Origin of the sequence: Pseudoalteromonas sp. CST2, assembly GCF_028599385.1 — a bacterium.
GTDB lineage: Bacteria > Pseudomonadota > Gammaproteobacteria > Enterobacterales > Alteromonadaceae > Pseudoalteromonas > Pseudoalteromonas atlantica.
The window spans coordinates 220902-240694 of the sequence record NZ_JAQREO010000005.1 but is presented as its reverse complement, the minus strand read 5'-3'; the positions used below and the strand labels follow the sequence as shown (position 1 = coordinate 240694).

General features: G+C 41.8%; 17 protein-coding genes. 11 read left to right on the top strand and 6 right to left on the bottom strand.

Features of this window, described 5'->3' with window-relative positions; translation table 11 throughout:
* Positions 1 to 132: 132 nt before the first annotated feature.
* Together PSH41_RS09510 and PSH41_RS09505 are read right to left on the bottom strand one after the other, a co-directional pair.
* Positions 133 to 1266 carry a PilT/PilU family type 4a pilus ATPase gene (locus PSH41_RS09510; protein WP_054983574.1) on the bottom strand — a complete coding sequence of 378 codons (1134 nt, stop codon included), beginning with the start codon at positions 1264 to 1266 and terminating at the stop codon, positions 133 to 135.
* Positions 1267 to 1275: 9 nt separating this feature from the next.
* A complete protein-coding gene (locus tag PSH41_RS09505) occupies positions 1276 to 2316 on the bottom strand; it encodes a type IV pilus twitching motility protein PilT (RefSeq protein WP_004586840.1) in 1041 nt (346 codons plus the stop codon).
* Positions 2317 to 2318: 2 nt separating this feature from the next.
* On the opposite strand from PSH41_RS09505, the gene PSH41_RS09500 reads away from it, so the two are divergent.
* The 8 genes from PSH41_RS09500 (at position 2319) to PSH41_RS09465 (ending at position 9340) form a co-directional block, all read left to right on the top strand.
* Positions 2319 to 3032, top strand: coding sequence for a YggS family pyridoxal phosphate-dependent enzyme (locus PSH41_RS09500; RefSeq protein ID WP_273588905.1), 714 nt, complete (start codon positions 2319 to 2321; stop codon positions 3030 to 3032).
* 17 nt (positions 3033 to 3049) lie between these two features.
* On the top strand, positions 3050 to 3871 hold the full coding sequence (gene proC / locus PSH41_RS09495; RefSeq protein ID WP_054983572.1) for a pyrroline-5-carboxylate reductase: 822 nt from the start codon (positions 3050 to 3052) through the stop codon (positions 3869 to 3871).
* Between the two features lie 26 nt (positions 3872 to 3897).
* A complete protein-coding gene (locus tag PSH41_RS09490; protein ID WP_004586837.1) occupies positions 3898 to 4431 on the top strand; it encodes a YggT family protein in 534 nt (177 codons plus the stop codon).
* A 57-nt stretch (positions 4432 to 4488) separates the two neighbouring features.
* Positions 4489 to 4932, top strand: coding sequence for a DUF4426 domain-containing protein (locus tag PSH41_RS09485; protein WP_004586836.1), 444 nt, complete (start codon positions 4489 to 4491; stop codon positions 4930 to 4932).
* Positions 4933 to 4936: 4 nt separating this feature from the next.
* On the top strand, positions 4937 to 5536 hold the full coding sequence (locus PSH41_RS09480; RefSeq protein ID WP_273588904.1) for an XTP/dITP diphosphatase: 600 nt from the start codon (positions 4937 to 4939) through the stop codon (positions 5534 to 5536).
* Positions 5533 to 6669, top strand: coding sequence for a radical SAM family heme chaperone HemW (gene hemW / locus PSH41_RS09475; protein ID WP_273588903.1), 1137 nt, complete (start codon positions 5533 to 5535; stop codon positions 6667 to 6669). Before PSH41_RS09480 ends, hemW begins: the two co-directional genes overlap by 4 nt.
* An 86-nt stretch (positions 6670 to 6755) precedes the next feature.
* Positions 6756 to 8588, top strand: coding sequence for a DUF885 domain-containing protein (locus PSH41_RS09470; RefSeq protein ID WP_273588902.1), 1833 nt, complete (start codon positions 6756 to 6758; stop codon positions 8586 to 8588).
* 83 nt (positions 8589 to 8671) lie between these two features.
* Positions 8672 to 9340 carry a hypothetical protein gene (locus PSH41_RS09465; protein ID WP_029772393.1) on the top strand — a complete coding sequence of 223 codons (669 nt, stop codon included), beginning with the start codon at positions 8672 to 8674 and terminating at the stop codon, positions 9338 to 9340.
* Here PSH41_RS09465 and PSH41_RS09460 read toward each other — a convergent pair.
* Entirely contained in the window at positions 9337 to 10053 is a 717-nt protein-coding gene (locus tag PSH41_RS09460; protein ID WP_004586831.1) for an SIMPL domain-containing protein, read from the bottom strand. The genes PSH41_RS09465 and PSH41_RS09460 overlap by 4 nt on opposite strands.
* A gap of 114 nt (positions 10054 to 10167) precedes the next feature.
* Here PSH41_RS09460 and PSH41_RS09455 point away from each other — a divergent pair, with 114 nt between their 5' ends.
* Both PSH41_RS09455 and PSH41_RS09450 read left to right on the top strand, forming a co-directional pair.
* A complete protein-coding gene (locus tag PSH41_RS09455) occupies positions 10168 to 12840 on the top strand; it encodes a bifunctional acetate--CoA ligase family protein/GNAT family N-acetyltransferase (protein ID WP_273588901.1) in 2673 nt (890 codons plus the stop codon).
* The gene (locus tag PSH41_RS09450) at positions 12837 to 13784 is read left to right on the top strand and encodes an ion transporter (protein ID WP_004586829.1); all 948 of its coding nucleotides are present in this window, start codon (positions 12837 to 12839) and stop codon (positions 13782 to 13784) included. The genes PSH41_RS09455 and PSH41_RS09450 overlap by 4 nt, the downstream gene beginning before the upstream one ends.
* A gap of 8 nt (positions 13785 to 13792) precedes the next feature.
* Here PSH41_RS09450 and PSH41_RS09445 read toward each other — a convergent pair whose 3' ends face one another.
* From PSH41_RS09445 to PSH41_RS09435, 3 genes are read right to left on the bottom strand one after another with little or no spacing between them, the layout of a single operon-like run.
* The gene (locus PSH41_RS09445) at positions 13793 to 18298 is read right to left on the bottom strand and encodes an EAL domain-containing protein (RefSeq protein WP_273588900.1); all 4506 of its coding nucleotides are present in this window, start codon (positions 18296 to 18298) and stop codon (positions 13793 to 13795) included.
* 20 nt (positions 18299 to 18318) lie between these two features.
* Positions 18319 to 18720 carry a GNAT family N-acetyltransferase gene (locus PSH41_RS09440; RefSeq protein WP_004586827.1) on the bottom strand — a complete coding sequence of 134 codons (402 nt, stop codon included), beginning with the start codon at positions 18718 to 18720 and terminating at the stop codon, positions 18319 to 18321.
* A 3-nt stretch (positions 18721 to 18723) separates the two neighbouring features.
* Positions 18724 to 18927 carry a DUF3283 family protein gene (locus PSH41_RS09435; protein ID WP_004586826.1) on the bottom strand — a complete coding sequence of 68 codons (204 nt, stop codon included), beginning with the start codon at positions 18925 to 18927 and terminating at the stop codon, positions 18724 to 18726.
* Between the two features lie 156 nt (positions 18928 to 19083).
* Here PSH41_RS09435 and PSH41_RS09430 point away from each other — a divergent pair, with 156 nt between their 5' ends.
* A complete protein-coding gene (locus PSH41_RS09430; RefSeq protein ID WP_024031530.1) occupies positions 19084 to 19782 on the top strand; it encodes a substrate-binding periplasmic protein in 699 nt (232 codons plus the stop codon).
* Positions 19783 to 19793: the final 11 nt, after the last annotated feature.

Genomic DNA, 19793 nt, shown 5'->3' with positions numbered 1-19793 from the left:
ATAATGCCGACTCCTTTAATTACGTAGTCTATTTTAAAGGTCGAAAAACACCGCTGTGGTATAAAACGTTATAAGTAATTTTATCCATAAAAAAAGCGCCCAGCGGCGCTTTTTTATGGATAAAATACAGTGTTAATTGCTGTTTTTATCATCTAGCCCATCAATGGTTACACCTTGTAAAAATCCTGCACCTTGTTGCTCGTTATTGCGCAGCTTAATCATTAAGCGTAAATCGTTTGGCGAATCAGCATGATGCAATGCATCGGCGTAATTAATACGTTGCTGTTTGTATAGCTCAAATAAGGCTTGGTCAAAGGTTTGCATACCCATTTCTTTAGATTTAGACATGGCCTCTTTTATGCCACCAATATCCCCATTTTTAATTAGCTCTGCCACCATAGGTGAGTTTAATAATATTTCAATCGCGGCTACACGCCCTTCCCCATCAGAAGTGGGAATAAGTTGCTGTGCAACAATGGCGCGTAAATTTAGCGCTAAGTCGTACTTAAGCTTGTCGTGTTTTTCTTTAGGCACTAAGTGCATAATACGGTCAATGGCTTGGTTGGCATTATTAGCATGCAATGTAGCCACACATAAGTGACCCGTTTCGGCAAAGCTCAGTGCGTATTCCATGGTTTCTTGCGAGCGTATTTCACCAATTAAAATAACATCGGGTGCTTGGCGTAAAGAGCTTTTAAGTGCCGACTCAAAGCTGTCAGTATCAAGCCCTACTTCGCGCTGAGTAATAATACTTTTACGGTGCTCGTGTACAAACTCAATCGGATCTTCAATGGTGAGTATATGGCCGCGCTGGTTGCGGTTTCTGTAGCCAATTAAGGCAGCCAGTGAAGTTGATTTACCCGTGCCAGTACCACCAACAAACAGCACTAGCCCGCGCTTTGACATAATCACATCAGTAAGTGTAGAGGGCAGCCCTAAATCACTTATATCAGGTATTTGCGTTACAATGCGGCGAATAACCATACCCGCTCTATCGCGCTGCCAAAAAGCCGATATACGAAAACGCCCTTCGTCTGTTGCTATCGCAAAGTTACACTCTTTAGTGGTATGAAACTCGTTTTTTTGTTTATCGCTCATTGCTGACTCTACAAGCGCAAGCGATTGCTCATCACTTAACTTATCGTCGCTAAGAGCGATAAGCTCACCATTAATTTTTGCACTGACGGGTAATTGGCTAGAGACAAATAAATCCGAGCCTTTTTTATCAATCATTATGTGTAAAAAGTGATTTAAAGATAAATTCATAATATGTCCTTAGCCACCAAACTGGGTTTTATCTTGGGCTTTTTCTTTTGCGGCTGCGGTTGTCACAATACCGTGATTAACTAAATTATTTAAACATTGATCCATAGTTTGCATGCCGTGTGATGCACCCGTTTGAATAGATGAATACATTTGTGCAATTTTATCTTCACGAATTAAGTTACGAATCGCCGGTACACCAATCATAATTTCGTGCGCGGCCACGCGTCCACCGCCAATTTTTTTAAGTAGTGTTTGCGAAATAACGGCGCGCAGTGACTCAGAAAGCATTGAGCGCACCATATCTTTTTCTTCACCTGGGAATACATCAATAATACGGTCAATCGTTTTTGGTGCCGAGGTGGTATGTAGCGTACCAAACACTAAGTGGCCGGTTTCTGCGGCGGTCATCGCAAGGCGAATGGTTTCTAAGTCACGTAGCTCACCAACGAGTATTACATCCGGGTCTTCACGCAGCGCGCTGCGCAGTGCATTAGAGAAGCTGTGCGTATCTCGGTGCACTTCACGTTGGTTAATAAGACTGAGTTTATTATCGTGTACAAATTCGATAGGATCTTCAATGGTGAGGATATGGTGATGTTTTGTTTGATTTATATAATCGACCATAGCCGCAAGCGTTGTTGATTTACCCGAACCTGTTGGGCCGGTAACCAATACTAAACCACGCGGGTTATCTGATATTGTTTTAAAAATATCTGGCGCACCTAAATCTTCAAGCGTCAGTACATCGCTAGGGATGGTACGAAACACCGCTGCAGGGCCGCGGTTTGAGTTAAATGCGTTAACACGAAATCGTGCAAGGTTAGGCACTTCAAACGAAAAATCCACTTCTAGATTTTGTTCGTAGTCCTTGCGCTGATTATCGTTCATAATGTCGTAAACAAGGCTGTTTACATCTTTGTCTGCAAGTGCAGGTATATTAATGCGGCGAACATCACCATCTACGCGTATCATAGGTGAAACACCTGACGATAAGTGTAAATCAGATGCTTTGTGTTGCACACTAAACGCTAATAATTCGGTAATATCCATTTATGACTCCACAACTAACTGATAAATATATGGTTACAATAGCAGAACGACTCACATCCGCCTACGCCAGAATTGCCAACGCGGCTAAAAATGCTAAACGTAGTAGCGACGCTATTACGCTGCTAGCAGTATCAAAAACAAAACCAAGCGACGATATTATTGCTGCCTACGAGCATGGCCAGCGCCAATTTGGTGAGTCTTATGTTCAAGAGGCTGTAGATAAAATAGCTCAACTACACACATTTAGCGACATCATTTGGCATTTCATTGGCCCTATTCAATCAAATAAAAGCGCCCTTGTTGCTGCACATTTTGATTGGGTACAAAGCGTAGATAGAATAAAAATAGCTAAGCGTTTAAACAGTCAACGTCCAGAAAACCTAGCGCCTTTAAATGTGCTTATTCAAGTAAATATAAGCGCCGAGGAGGCTAAATCGGGCTGCAGCGTAGAGCAAATCCCCGAACTAGCTGAGTTTATTGATCAATGTGAGCAACTCACTTTGCGTGGTTTAATGGCTATTCCGGCTAAAAGCGACGATCCGAGTGAGCAAAGTCAATCTTTTGAGCAATTACAAACTTGCTTTGATAAACTAAAGGCCCAATATCCTCATATAGATACGTTGTCGATGGGGATGAGCAATGATGTTGAAGCCGCCATTAGCGCAGGTTCAACCATGGTGAGGATCGGCACAGATATTTTTGGAACTCGAACTTAAAAGGTGATAACAGACATATGTCAGATAAAACAATCGCATTTATAGGCACAGGTAACATGAGCTACGCCATTATTGGTGGCATGGTAAAAAACGGTTTTAATGCAAACAACATCATTGCTACAAACCGCAACCAAGAAAAGCTTGCCAAGGTAGCAGACGATTTCAAGGTGAAAACCACCAGCGACAATAACGAAGCCTTACGCGATGCTGATGTCATTGTATTGTCTGTTAAACCACAAATGATGGGCGATTTATGTAAATCGTTCCAAGAATCGGGGATCGACTTTAGTGATAAACTGTTTATTTCGGTAGCGGCAGGCTTAACCGTTAAGCGTTTACGCGAAATGCTTGGCCAAAACGTTAAAATGGTACGTTGTATGCCAAACACGCCATCGCTACTAGGGCGTGGTGTATCGGGTTTATTTGGCGCAGATGAAACAGCCGAAGAGCACGACTTTGTACAACAAGTATTTGAGTGCACAGGTATTGTTGTGTGGGTAGAGCAAGAGTCGCAAATTAACGATGTCATTGCTGTGACAGGCTCATCGCCCGCTTACTTTTTCTTATTTATGGAAGCCATTGAAGAAAAAGCGAAAGCACTTGGCTTTAACGATGAAGATGCGCGCCGCTTAGTACAGCAAACTGCGCTAGGTGCAGCCGAAATGGCATTGAGCCAACCAGAGATAAGCATTTCGCAATTACGCGCTAATGTAACTTCTAAAGGCGGCACCACCCATGCTGCGGTTGAGCATTTAAAAGACGAAGGCCTAGTGCAAACAGTTAGCGATGCAATGGATGCGTGTATTGCGCGTGCAATGCAAATGGAAAAAGAACTTTAAAATTACTTTTTATTGAAGGTTACACTATGAATGCCATGCAATTTTTGATCAGTACCCTGTTTGATTTGTTTTTAATGGTGGTACTACTGCGTTTTTGGCTACAGTGGGCAAAAGCCGACTTTTACAACCCAATGAGCCAATTTGTGGTTAAAGCAACGTCGTTTGCAGTTAATCCGTTACGTAAAATTATACCCGGGTTAGGTGGGCTCGATTTAGCCTCTCTGTTGCTGGCATTTATTGTAGCCGTTGCCAAAATTAGTACTTTAATGCTAGTGATATACGGCGCATGGGCTGCGCAACCTGTGTTTATACAAGCACTTATTACCGTACTTAAAGAAGGCCTAAACCTTGTATTTTGGGTATTGATTATTCGCGCTATTTTAAGCTGGGTAAGTCAAGGTTATAACCCAATAGAAGCGGTTTTCCATCAGCTTACTGAGCCAATGCTCAAGCCACTTCGTAAAATTATTCCACCAATGGGTGGCTTAGATTTATCGGTGCTTGTACTAATTATTGGTATTCAGTTTTTACAAATGCTGCTAATGGACTTTTTAGCCTAAATTTTTTGTTATAAGCAAAAGAGGCCCTTTGGCCTCTTTTTTATATAGGACATCATAATGAACCGTTTAATTAAGTTTTGCTTTATTAGTTTTTTAGCCTTTGCTTTTAATGCCCACAGTGAAGACATGCAAGGCGCACAGTACAAAGAGCTGGGCCCTTGGCAAGTGCATTACATTGCTTTTCCATCTACCTTTATTCAGCCGCAAATAGCTAAAACATATGGCCTTGAGCGTAGTGGTTATAAAGGCATTGTTAATATTTCAGTACTGAAAAACAATAGCGATAAAACCGCGCAAACCGCTCAGCTCAGCGGCACCGCAAAAAACCTACTCGGCAATAAGCAAGCCCTTACTTTTAAAGAAGTAAAAGAAGGTGAATCAATTTATTACCTTGCGCAAGTAGACTACACCAACGAAGAGATTTTACGTTTTGAGATAAACATCCAGCAAGGTAGTCAGTCTCAAAAACTCACGTTTCAGCAAAAATTTTACGTAGATTAAAAACATGACCAAAACATTAGTGCTCGCCACAGGCAACCCTGGCAAAGTTAACGAGCTGGCCAATATGCTTAGCCCGCTTAATATAAATGTGCTTCCGCAAAGCGATTTTATCGTAGGCGAAGTGGCCGAAACCGGCACCACCTTTGTAGAGAACGCGATAATTAAAGCCCGCCATGCTGCTAAAATTACCGGCATGCCAGCCATTGCAGATGACTCAGGCTTAGAGGTAGATGGCTTAAATGGTGCGCCGGGTGTTTACTCAGCTCGTTTTGCCGGTGAAAGCGCCAGCGATCAAGACAACATAGATAAACTACTTAACGAATTAGCCGATAACCCAAATCGTAAAGCCCGCTTTTGGTGTGTACTGGTATTAATGCGCCACGCCGATGACCCTACCCCACTTATTTGCAGCGCAAGCTGGGAAGGCGAAATTACACAAACCCAAAATGGCGAAGGCGGCTTTGGTTATGACCCAGTATTTTTTGTAGCAGAGCAAAACTGTACCAGTGCCGAGCTCACCAAAGAGCAAAAAAATGCGGTGAGTCATCGCGGCCAAGCACTTAAAAAGTTATTACTAGAGCTACAAAGCAAAGGCGGCCTGTGAACCTTCCACCACTGAGCTTATATGTGCACGTACCTTGGTGCGTGCAAAAATGCCCCTATTGCGATTTTAATAGCCATGGGCAAAAAGGCGACATTCCTGAAGCTGAATATGTTCAGCATTTAATTGACGACTTAAAAGCCGATTTGCACTTGGTGCAAGGGCGTAAAATTCACAGTATTTTTATTGGCGGCGGTACACCAAGCTTATTAACTGGCGATGCATATACCCGCTTATTAAGCGAAGTCGATAACCTAATTGGCCTAAGCGACAACTGCGAAATAACCCTTGAGGCAAATCCTGGTACCGTAGAAACCGGGCGCTTTAAAGAGTACGTTAAAGCGGGTATTAACCGTATTTCTATTGGCGTGCAAAGCATGCAAAACGACAAGTTAAAAGCACTTGGCCGTATTCATGGTGCCGATGAAGCGCACTACGCTGCAGAGCAAGCTAAGCAAGCCGGGTTAAATAGCTTTAACCTTGATTTAATGCATGGCTTACCGGGGCAAAGCCTTGACGATGCGCTGAGCGATTTAAAAAAAATAATTGCTTTAAACCCGCCACATATTTCCTGGTATCAGCTCACTATTGAGCCTAATACACAATTTGCATCCAAGCCGCCAACTTTGCCACAAGATGAAACCCTATGGGATATTCAAGAGCAAGGCCAAGCACTACTTGCTCAAGCCGGTTACATACAATACGAAATATCGGGCTATGCAAAGCCAGGCTTTCAATGCCAACATAACTTGAATTATTGGCGTTTTGGCGATTATCTCGGTATTGGCTGTGGCGCTCATGGTAAGGTGACTGATGCAAAAACCGGCATTATTACCCGTACTGAAAAAATTAAGCATCCGCGCGGTTACATGGATATGCTTAAACCGTACTTGTATAAAAGCTGGCAAGTAGAGCAAGAAGATTTAGCCTTTGAATTTTTTATGAATCGCTTTCGCTTAGTCGAGCCTTGCCCTATTGATGATTACAGTGCGTTGACTAATCAGCCATTGCAAAGCCAACAAGCAGCGTTAACTAAAGCAATAAATGCAGGTTTGTTAATACAAGAAAACGGCCATTGGCAAGTTAGCCTCAAAGGGCATCGTTTTTTAAATGACCTGCTAGAATTGTTCGTGTAGTGGTTTTAACCACGCGCGATAAACATAAAATACAAGCAAATAAATATAATACACCCTAATGGGTTTCTAACAACAAAGGGAAAACAATGCGTAAACTTACCTTTATTGCAGCAGCCGTGAGCGTTGCTATTTTAGCCGGCTGCCAGCAGGCACCACAACAAACAACCCCGGCGCCTGCAGTGCAAGCGCAACCTGTGCAAAGCGAAATCGACAAAGCGAATGCGTTTTTTGAAGATACCTTTAACCGCGATGTAATGAGCAGCCCGGTTTATCAAACTTACATGGGTATTAAAAAAGATTACGATAAATGGGATGACGGCAGCGAAGAGCAAAAACTAAAAGACCTTGCGCAAGCAAAAGAAGACTTAGTTACTTTGAATGCTATCAACCGCGACCTGCTTGATGATGCCACTAAAGTAAGTTACGACTTAAAAAAACAAGACCTAGAAAGCTCGATTGCTGATTTTAAATGGCGTTACCATAACTACCCAGTTAACCAAATGTTTGGTACGCACTCTATGGTGCCTGCGTTTTTAATTAACCAACATTCAATTAGTAATGTTAAAGAAGCTAAAGATTATATTGCGCGTTTAAACGGTGTACCTACTGTATTTGAACAGCTAATTACTGATTTAGAAACCCGTGCTGATAAAGGCATTATCGCGCCTAAATTTGTGTTCCCACATGTTATAGATTCGAGCAAAAACATCATTCATGGTGCGCCGTTTGATAAAGGTGAAGACTCAACACTATTAGCCGACTTTAAACGTAAAGTAAGCGCTCTTGAAATTAGCCAAAATGAAAAAGATGCCTTAATTAGCGATGCAACTGATGCATTAAAATCAGCCGTTAAGCCTTCTTACTCTAAGTTAATTAATTACTTAGCACAGTTAGAAAAACGTGCAGATAACCGCGATGGCGCATGGAAACTGCCTGACGGCGAAGCATTTTACAATAACGCACTTAAGCGCACCACAACAACTGACTTAACCGCTAAAGAAATTCATGCCATTGGCCTTGCTGAAGTAAAACGTATTCATGATGAAATGCGTGAAATTAAAGACAAAGTAGGCTTTAAAGGTGATTTAAAAGCGTTTATGCAGTTTATGAAAACGGATAAACAATTTTATTATGCCAATGACGAGCAAGGTAAACAGCGTTATTTAGATGAAGCCACAGGCCTAATCAACACCATGAAAACTCGTCTAGATGAGTTATTTATTGTTAAGCCAAAGGCTGATCTTAAAGTTAAAGCCGTTGAAGCATTCCGCGAAAAAGCAGCAGGTAAAGCATTTTACCAACAACCTGCGCCAGATGGCTCACGCCCTGGTATTTACTACGCAAACCTTTACGACATGGAAGCAATGCCAACGTACCAAATGGAAGCATTAGCGTACCATGAGGGTATTCCGGGTCACCACATGCAAATTGCTATCTCACAAGAGCTTGAAGGTGTACCTAAGTTCCGTAAGTTTGGTGGCTACACCGCTTACATTGAAGGTTGGGGCTTATACTCAGAGTACATTCCTAAAGAAATGGGCCTTTACTCAGACCCATACTCAGACTTTGGTCGCCTTTCTATGGAATTATGGCGTGCGTGTCGCTTAGTCGTTGATACCGGTATTCACGCAATGAAATGGACTCGCCAAGAAGGTATTGATTACTACGTAAATAATACGCCTAACGCCACATCTGACGGTGTTAAAATGGTTGAGCGTCACATTGTAATGCCATCGCAAGCGACAGCTTATAAAGTGGGTATGCTTAAAATTTTAGAGCTGCGTGAAGAGGCTAAAAAGCAACTAGGCGATAAGTTTGATATTCGTCAGTTCCACGACGTTATACTTAAAAATGGCCCTGTACCACTTAACGTACTAGAGAACTTTGTAAACGAGTGGGTAGCAAGTAAAAAAGCTTAATACTTGGTTATAAATAGAAAAAGGTCGCTGATGCGGCCTTTTTTGTTTTATAGTAATAAAAACGCTCAGAGGTAGGGTTAAGAATGGATTTAAGCATACAATTACTTAATGCGCGCATTGCTAAGCATCAGCTAGACGAGCTCGATAACGACTTTAAACAGTTAAGCCCGGCTCAGCAAACATTACAGCTAAACCACCTTTACGAAAGTGCTTTGCGGATGAGTATTAAATACGACTTTATGCAAAATGTGGCAACACGTATTTTAACAACCAACACCCCACCAGCACCTTTTATAAACCAATTAACAACAACTGATGCATTAACGTTTTTTACACCTGCATTAAAAGAAAATAACGGCTTTTTAGCACAAGACGGCCAAGGAAATAATGTACTGCACAATGTATTTAAACACGCCAATGCTCAAAAGCTGGCGTTTAACTATGTGCGCTCATTAATGCTATTTGAATCTAACGATAATTTAGTAAAAGCCCTTGCACAAACAAATGCTCGCGGCCTTACCCCTGTTGCCTGTTATATCGCCTATGCTGATAAACCTAGCACACCAATAAAGCATGAATTTTCAGCATTATTAGCGCTTATGGAAATAGAGCAAAAACAAAATCCAACCGCTAAACAGCAACTGGCAAATATATTAAAAGGCGCTGATATAAACGAAACCAGCATTTTACTTAGCGCTGCTTACCTACAGCGCTCAACCGCGCAAATTGCCCACTTAGTTAGAGCAATTTAGTCACTTAAGTAATATTCAACACTGGTGACCACCCTCACCTTTTTGATATGTGGCGTGTTTGAATCGCGATTGCTAATGCTAAATTGTCCTTGGCGAGCGGATTTTATTTTACCAAGCGTTGAGTTCGAATCTTTAGCAAATTTGTTGGCAACTTCACGGGCTTTTTCTGTAGCCTCTTGCACCATGGCTGGTTTTATATCGTTAAGGCCGGTAAATAAATACTCAACTTTGGTTTCGTAACTATTTTGCACAATGGCAATGCCCTGTTTAGCTAATTGACTCACTTTACTCAGCGCATTTTGTACTTTGTCGGGCGCGTTCGAATACACAATAATATTAGCGCGTACCAAGTAACGAAACTTTTGATTATCGTTAGCGTATTCACGGGCTTGCTTATCAATTATCGACTGGCTACCCGTGCTTATTTCGTCATCATCAAAGCCATGTAGCTTTAAAAATGCAATAACAGCATCGTTTTTTTGCTCAACTCGACTAACCAGTTTTTCTAAGTCGTTGTCTGCATCACTGTATTGCAGCGGCCAAATTACCGTATCAGCGCTAACTTCACGCTCTGCTAACCCTTTAACCTGCACACTACGTTCCATGCTTTTTACATCTACTGCGGCACTTTTAATAATAAAGCCTAATAAAATTAAGCCTATACTTAGGCAAATTGCGGCTATAACGGTATAAAAACCGGGTGTTTTATTCACAAAAAACTCCTTGATTGATATCAATAATAAGTATCTATGCGCTCGAAATAACACAGCAAACAGGGTACATTGAGACTATGAATAACGCAAAATATAATCAGCCAAGGATATGCCATGAGCTTAAAGCGCATCAGCCAATTTTTTAATCCGGCCTCGGTAGCCGTTATTGGCGCCTCGAATACCCCCACACGCGCGGGGTTTGTGGTTATGCGCAATTTATTACAAGGTGGGTTTAAAGGGCCAATCATGCCCGTAACCCCTACCCATAGTGCGGTGCACGGCGTGCTTGCCTACCCTGATATTGCCGCGCTGCCCAAAGTGCCCGACTTAGCCGTTATTTGTACAAATAAAAATACCTTACTGAGCATTATCGAGCAGCTAGGTGAGCTTGGCTGTAAAAGTGCAATTGTGATTGCTGATGGGATCTCATTGAGCCAAAAAACAGCCTTAAAGCGCGCTGCAAATGCCCATCACGTTACTTTGCTTGGGCCTAATTGTTTAGGGCTGCTTATTCCGCATATTGGCCTTAATGCCAGCTTTTCTCACACAGTTGCAGCACCAGGGAAACTGGCATTTATATCGCAATCCGCAGCGGTGTGTTCCACTATTTTAGATTGGGCTAAAAATAAAGAAATTGGCTTTTCGTATTTTGTTTCGGTCGGTGATTGCCTAGATATCGATTTTGACGAGCTGCTCGATTTTTTAGGCCGCGATGCTAAAACCAAAGCGATTTTGCTCTACATAGATAATATTGAGGATATTCGCGGGTTTATTTCGGCAGCACGGGCAGCAGCCTTTAGTAAACCGGTTATTGCCATTAAAACGGGCAAAACCGGAGCAGGCGCACTGGCTGCTGAAATTCATACCGGTGGCAAGCAAAGTTCAGATGCAGTGTACGATGCGCTTTTTCAACGCGCCGGTATGCTGCGTGTTAGTGATCTGCGCGAACTTTTTGCAGCCACGCAAACACTTGCTATCCACCCTAAATTACTAAAAGTTGAGCAGTTAACCATTTTAACCAACGGCGGCGGCCCGGGGGTTATGGCGGTCGATGAGCTTATTTTAAATTCGGGTAAACTTACCCAGCTTAGCGAGCAAACGCGATCCGCACTCAATAAAGTTATTCCGCAGTCGGATACTACATCTAACCCTGTCGATATTTTTGGCGACTCTGCTCCGGCGCGTTACAAGCAAGCATTAGAAATTTTACTTCGCGCCGAAGAAGTTAAAAACTTACTTATTATTCATACCCCTTCGGCACTTGCACCAAGTGAAGACTACGCCGATATGATAGTGCAAACCTTACAAAAAATACCAAAGATGGCACGCCCTTATGTAATGACCAACTTTATGGGTGAAGATGCGGCTTATGCCGCGAGGCGTGTTTGCTCTAACCACACTATTCCAACCTATCGTACGCCTGAGGGTGCGGTTGGCGCATTTATGCATTTAGTTAGCTATCGTCGTAACCAAAAACATTTAACGCAAACACCCGAATCAAATACCGATGATGCAAAAATAAATAAATCAGCGGCCACTACGCTCATTAACGAATTTTTAGAAGAAGAGCAAAGCTACTTACCCACTCATCAAGCAAGCCAAATTCTTAGTCATTATGGTGTTGAGTGTATTCAAACAGAAGTAGCCTACACGCCCACAGAGGCGCGTGAGCAAGCAATTGAACTAGGTTTTCCGGTAGCGTTAAAGTTGATTAGCCCAAGTATTGCCTCAAAATCAGAAGTAGGGGGCGTGGTTCTTAACTTAAACGATGCAAACGAGGTTGAACAAACCGCCTTTGCCATGCTGATACGAATTAAAAACACCTATCCAGATGCTGTTATTGAAGGGTTTTCATTGCAAAAAATGGCGCCGCGCGCCGGCGCTAATGAACTGCGAATCGCCATTAAAACTGAGCCTAATTTTGGCCCTGTTATATTACTTGGTGAAGCGGGTAATGGGTTAGAGTATGCCCAAGCAGCCGTTGCTTTGCCGCCGCTTAATATGAACTTAGCTAAATACCTCATTGCAGCCGCAAACGATAAAGGCGTATTAAAAGATCGCATTTTGCCAGAAAAAGTCGATAAATATCGCTTGTGTGCCCTGCTCACACGTATATCTCAACTTGTTGTCGATCAGCCCGATATAAGTGCCATGGAACTTAATCCTATTTTAGCCAGTAATGGGCAATTTTTGGTGCTTGATGCCACTATTAGTGTAAATCGCTATCAGGCACGCAGCGATCGTAAACGTTTATGTATTCGCCCTTACCCTATTGATCTTGTAGAAGAAGTAACCCTTAAAAATAATACACGAGCTACATTAAGGCCTATTCGTCCAGAGGATGAAAAAGCCCACCAAGAGTTTGATCAATCACTCAATAAAGAAGATCGTTACAAACGCTTTTTTGGTGAGCTGCCCCAGTTTAACCACGACCAGCTCGCAAAAATGACGCAAATAGATTACGACCGAGAAATGGCCTTTATTGTATGCCAGCGCTTTGAAGGTAAAAGCCGCACCCTAGGTGTAGCACGCGTTATTATGGACCCTGATAATTTACATGCTGAGTTTGCAACCGTGGTTCGCTCTGACTACCAAGGCTTAGGTCTTGGCAGGCTGCTTATGAGCGCTGCAATAAATCATTGTAAGCGCCAAGGCGTAGAAGTAATTGAAGGCATAACACTGCCTGAGAACACCGGCATGATTGAGCTTGCCCGTAAGTTAGGTTTTACAATTAGCCGTGATTTTGAAGAAGGCAGTATTAATATGCTGTTAAAGCTAAACACATGAGCAGTACAGCAAGACAAACGTTAGCGCAGGTATTTGAAGGGACTGGCGATTACCGAAAAGCGGGGCATATACTCGACACCGCGCTGATTGCTTTAATTATGCTTAACGTTATTGCCATTGTGTTGGAATCAGTACCGAGTATAAACAAAGTATATTACCCGCAGTTTTTACTATTAGAGGTTATTTCGGTGGCTATTTTTAGCCTTGAATACCTTGCAAGGCTTTGGGCCTGTGTTGATAAAAGCAAATACGCAGCTATAAAAGGTTCAAACGCAAAACGCCGACTGCATTACTTTTTATCACCTTTGGCTCTCATCGATTTAATAGCCATTTTACCCAGCTTGTTAATGTTTGTGTTTCCTCTGGATTTGCGTTTTTTACGTGTATTAAGGCTTTTAAGAGTATTTAAACTTACTCGTTATTCACGTGCAATGCAGTTGTTATTACAAGCATTTAAAGACGAAGCGAGCTCGTTACTGGCCGCGTTTTTTATTATGTCGGTACTGCTAATACTTGCCTCCTGCGGTATTTATTTATTGGAGCACGATATTCAGCCAGATAAATTTGGCTCTATTCCTGCGGCTATGTGGTGGGCTATGGCGACCCTCACTACGGTTGGGTATGGTGATGTTGTACCGCTAACGCCACTTGGTAAACTATTTGGTGGTGTAGTTACTTTGGTGAGCATGGGAATGGTGGCAATTCCTACAGGCTTGCTTGCCTCAAGTTTTTCGGAGCAAATACGTAAACGCCGGCAATTTTTTGAAGATGCCGTACATGAGCAAATTCACCAAGGCAGTTTAGATGACTCACAGCGTTTGCACTTAGAGGAGCTGCGCTACAAGTTAGGTTTAAGTAAGCTTGAGGCCAATAAAGCAATTAAAACGCAGCTTAATCAACGCAACAGCCATTTATTTTGCCGCCACTGTGGTAAACGCCAATAAGCTTATTTTTACTGGTTAAATATGTTGCCCCAATCTTGTTTGATCAGTGCGGGAACAGCTTCTTTAGGTACTGGCTTACTAAATAAATAGCCCTGAAAATGCTTACACCCTAACTGCTTTAAAAACTGCAGCTGTTGTTTGTTTTCAATGCCCTCAGCCACGCACTCTTTACCTAAGCTATGAGCTAAGGTAAGCGTTGATTGAATAATGGCTTCATCATCCGAGTCCACGCCAATATCTTGCACAAAGCTTCTATCTATTTTTAGTACATCGATAGGAAAACGCTTTAAATACGTTAATGAGGCATAGCCTGTTCCAAAGTCATCCATGTAGAGCTTACAGCCAAGCTTTTTCAGCATTTCCATACTGTGCAGCGCATGTTTAGAGTCGCGCATTAAAATAGACTCGGTGATTTCAAACACTATGGCTTCTGAGGGCACATTAGCGTGGCTCAGCGCTTTATGTATGTCGGTTACAAGCTCTTCGTATTCAAAATCAAGTGCTGAGAGGTTTATCGACAAGTACAGCTGAGGTGAAATCTCACGCCATTGTTTAAGGGCTTGCAACGCACGGGCAAAGGTTTGCAGCATAATTTTTGTTATTAACCCTATGCTCTCAGCCGCTAAAGAAAACTCTTGCGTGGGCACTAAAGTGTTTTCTGGCCAGCGTAACAACACTTCAAAACCTTCGGTTTTTTGAGTGTGCGCATTCACTATAGGCTGGTAGTAATTGCAAAACTCTTGCTCTTGATACGCTTTAGTTAGCAAAGACTCTAAATGCAGGGCTTTTTGTACATGCTGATTCATCTCCTGCTTGTAAAACTTATAACTGCTTTCGAGCGACTCTTTTGCATGGTACAAAGCTATACTGGCAGCTTTTAACAGCGCAGCATGATCTGCGGCGTCATCAGGCGCTATTGCTACCCCGATACTTAAATTAACGTTTACCACCTGGCCATTAAATTCCATATTTTGGCTTACAGAGTCTATTAATTTAGAGCAAATAAGTAATACTTCTTCAATTTGCTGCACATCTTCCACCAGCACCACAAATTCATCGCCACCAAAGCGCGCAACACTTGCAGAAGGACGCAAAGAGCGCTTAATGCGCTTAGCCACTTGCTTTATTAGCTCATCAGCCGCTTCACGTCCAAATGAGTCGTTAAAGTATTTAAACCGCTTAATGTTTATGTGCAGCATAGCTACTTTACATTGATGATTTTGCGCTTGCTCAATCGCATGCTCAACCCTGTCGTTAAACAGCATACGGTTAGGCAAACCGGTTAATGAGTCATAGTTGGCTAAAATATGAAGCTCATTTTCAGCCAATTTTTGCGCATGAATGTCGGTTAAAATAATAACGTAGCTGCTTAAACGGTGTTCAGTGTCGGCCACTGCACTTATTTTTACTAACACATGACGCTGCTCACCATTGGCTAGGGTGACTAAGTCTTCACAGGAAAAATGCTCACCCACATTTAGCTTTTGCATTATCCGTAAGTAGTCAAAGCGATTACTTCGCGATATACCTAAATTAAGGGCGCGGCTAGAGCGTGGCTCACTAGGAAAGTTAAAGGCCGTTTGCAACGATTTGTTAGAGGCGCGAACCGTAAAGTTTTTATCAAGAATAAATACCCAATCACGGGTTTGCTCAAACGCAGCGGTAAATAAACGGGCATGCTCTTCAAACACCATTTCGCGGGTCATATTGGTGTAAGTACCCGCTACTTTTTTAGGAAGTTGTCCGCTCCATTCCACCACTTTGCCAAAGTCTTTATACCAACGCCAATAGCCTTTAGCATGGCGTAACCGATAAGTGCAATTAAAGTAGCCTTTATCGGTCGATAAAAATTCTAACCATTCTAATCTGAAAAGCGCTTTATCTTGCGGGTGAATTTTAGCTAGGTAGTCATCTAGGCTCACGCTTTCTTGATCATACCCCAGTTCATTACATAAGCGCGGCTGGTAAATACTACTCGATGTAGACTGCCAATCCCACATGCCCGACTCGCTGCCCTCTAAGGCTAGTTTTAATCGCGCTTCACTTTCTTTACTTTCCTTATTAGCGGCCAGTAATATGCGCTGAATTTTGTTACGGCGCATTACCCAAAAAGCAATAAATGCGATAAACAAAACACCATAAAGCACCATAAAATATGGCGCTCGCCACAGGGGATACTTAACACGAATTTTTAGCGCTGCTGGCGGCGTGTACTCGCCGGTTAACGGATCTTTAGCCCATACTTTGAGCTGGTAATTACCTGGATTTAATTTAGGGAATAACACCCGATTATTATTACGGGTGTAGGTTTTTTGGCCGTTATCAAGCTGGTACTCATAAATTATGCGCTCTTGATAGCTAAACGCCATCGCCGAAAACGCCACCTCTAAACCGATATCATCATGGTTGAGGACTATTTCATTTAATGGCTGTTTTAAATCGATAGATAAGTCGCGCGACATTAAATCAACTCGCGTTATATTTACATGATCAATTAATGAGTGGTAATTTTGATTTTCCATCGGATGAAAATATGTAATGCCCTTTAAGCTGCCATAGGCAATACGCCCATCGCTTAAATGCGCCATGGCACTGCTGTTAAACTCAGCAGAAAGCAGCCCCTCAGATGTAGTAAACTGCTGAAAATGAAGTGTTTCTGGGTTTAGTCGCCATATGCCTTTATGGCTACTCATCCAAATCATGCCATTATCATCAAGCACCATGTCATAAAGTAAGGTACCTAACTTATTTTTTTCTAAGTCAATCGTGTGTACCAATTTGTAACTGGCTGCATCAAGCCCAATCAAGCCAAAATTAGATAGTGAAATCCATAAAATATTGTTGTTATCGACCACGTAAGAAAGCACATTAATAGCCACGTTATCGTGCTGTTTTGGCACTTTATAAATGGTGTTTAACGCTAATGTGGTTGGGTTTACCTGGTATAAAATACCCGCATTAAAAAACAGGGGCATATCAGGCTTGGTTGCCAGCGCTGGCGAAAAACCATGCGCCAAAAACGGCTCTATTTTGCTAAAGGCCCCTTCTAATCGGGTGATCTGCTGAGTATCAATATTATATACAAACATACCGTGATCTGAGTGCACATAGTACAAATCACCGTTAGGCATTAAGGTTACGCCGTGTACCCAGCCTTCTATGTAGGCTCTATTGTTGGGGTTTGTTATTGTTGGCTCGTTAATTTGATGCGTTATGGGGTCAAACTCAAACAGCCCACGGTTTGTATGTAACCAAAGCTTTTGTTTATAAGGAATAATTTCATACACGCTAAATTCGGTAGTCAGTAAGTCTACTTTGTGGTTTTTTAAGTAAACTTGGCTGGTGTTAGTGGCTAAATCAATTTCGGTTAAGCCATTATGCGTTGCCAGCCATAGGCTGTTGCCATACTCCGTAATGCCCCAAACCGAAGGATGAGAAAGGCCATCGCCACCCAGTTTACTACCATCTATATTGCTAAAGTGATAGGTATTATTAGACAGATAAAATGCACCATCGGTTTTAGTAGCGAGCCAATACCCTCCCGATTTATCTTTTACCATGTCTATCATACTGGTATCAGATAGGCTGTATTTACTTTGTGTAATACGTGTGTTTTTTACCAACTCTTTGGTATTTAAATCAAATTTAAAGAGCCCTTTATTAGTCGCCAGATCTAGCTTTTCGCCTTCGTTAATGATGCGCCATACATTTAAATCGGCAATAACGGCTTGGTTTTTAAATGCTATGTCGGGGCGTTCAAACATGCCTGGCAAGTCGCTAATATCAACTTGATACAAGCCTTTAACGGTGCCTACTAACAACTGATTATTTTTAATGACCGAAAACGATTTAACGTTGTTTTGATAAATATGCTCAGCTTTGCTTTTTAAATGCTGCAGCGGCCTAATTTGCTCAGAGGCGATATCAAATACAAACGCCCCATGGCTTGTGCCTATAAAAATATACCCATTGTAATGAAAAAGCTCTCTGACTAAGGTGTTTTCGTATTCTTTAGGCAGCTCAAATAGGCTGGTTATTTTACCTGTTTCAATATCTAATTTAGCAAAGTCGCGACCACGCCCAATCCATAAGGTTTTGTCATCAACCGCTGCCATACTAAATACCGACTGGCTTAAAATTTGTTTTTCGCTGGTAGGTTGAGAAATAAATTGCTGGTAGGTGTCGGTACTTGGGTCGTATTTAAATAAGCCGGCAAGTAACGAGGCTATCCAAATATTGCCTGCGGGGTCTTGGTAAATACAATCAATTATGGCTTCTTCAAGCTCGCCATTAGGGCCATTAATTGAAACAACTTGATAACCATCATAACGGTTTAACCCCCCTTCGGTAGAGAGCCATAGGTAACCGTTATCATCAAGCAGCATAGTGTTCACATAGCTTTGCGACAGGCCTTCACTGGGGGATAAACGTTTAACCTGTGCGCCAACATGGCAACTAAATATAGCGATTAAAGCTATACAGCAACTAATGATCCAATGAACGCCTTTACTCATGGCTTGATCCGTTGTTTTTGTTATAAGTATTCGAGAGCGACTATATTTCGATGCGTATAAATATCAAAAAGTGCTTTTAAACCAGGAGTATATGTTAATACTTGGTTAAAACCAAGACTCGTATATAAAGCTGTAATATTTTTATAAGCAAAGGTGTAAAGCGGCATGCTTTGCTGTTTTATAGCGGCGCATACAAGTTGCTTTGCCAGCCCTTTCGCACGGTGCTGCGGGGCAACAAATACGGTCGATAAAAATAAAAAGTCGTGTTTATTTTGTATTCGACACGCCGCAACTATCTGCATTTCACTGTAAACAACCCAAACCTGATCTTGCTTATTAGCACGTCCTCTTACGCTATACAGTGCATAAAACTTATTAACTAAAGGAATCTTAAGTGTGTCTAACTTTTGTACTGTGTACATATATTAGCTTAGCATTAACGCCAAATACTGCTCAAACTGTTGCTTTAAAAACGTTTGCTCTGCCACTGGGCGGCTATGAATCGTGTTATAAACTTGCTCACGTGTCTTTTTATTACGTTTAATTTGATAAGCCCAAAATGAGGCTTCGTAATCTAATTGAATCTGGTATTTTTGCTCTCGGGGTAAAGCACATAAATTAAAACTCACAACCACTCCTAAGTACGGTTAGTTATCCGCATTTATTATACGTATATTTGAAACCATTTACTGTTTAAAAAGCAACAAACATGGGCAAAAACCAGACTATTTTGGTATTATTCGCTGCGTTCATTTGCCCTGTCCTCATTTTAAACGGAAGTAACCTTGCAGATACAGCTCAATGCTTTGTTTTTATTAGTCGTTTTATTTTTTAGTAAAATTACACTCGCCAATCACAATAGCGTTATATTTAACCGCCCGGCCGACTCAGCTCAAGCAAGCTATGCGCTCGCTTTACTCACATTAGCCTATAAAGAACTTAATTATGAAGTACACATAATTGATTTTAATCGCCAAAATGCCTTATTAGCAGCCAATAATGGGGTATTAGATGGCCAACTTGGCCGCGATATAAGTATAGAGGCGGACAATAAAAACCTGATCAGAATTAACTACCCACTGTTTGACTATAAGCTTTTACTGTTTAAAAACTGCCAACCCAATACACTCGATAAGCTCGATAGTATTGCGGTTTTATCAGGCTATCCAGTTCAGCACCATTACTTAAATGAGCATAAGTTTAACGGCAATATTATTGAAGTAAAAAATATTACGACCCAACTTAACTTACTAGCCCAGCATAAAGTTGATGGGGCAATTATGCTCGACTTTGTGCTTAAAGCCGATAACTTTTCCCTGCCAGAGACCTGTATGCAAACCCAGCTGCTAAGTACGTTTTCGCTCTATCACTATGTACATAAAAAGCACGCGGCTTTGGTAAGTAAATTATTGAATGCTTTAAATAAACTACACGATAACGGCACTAGCCGCGCATTGCGCGCAAAATACAATTTAAAACTCTAGCATGTACAACA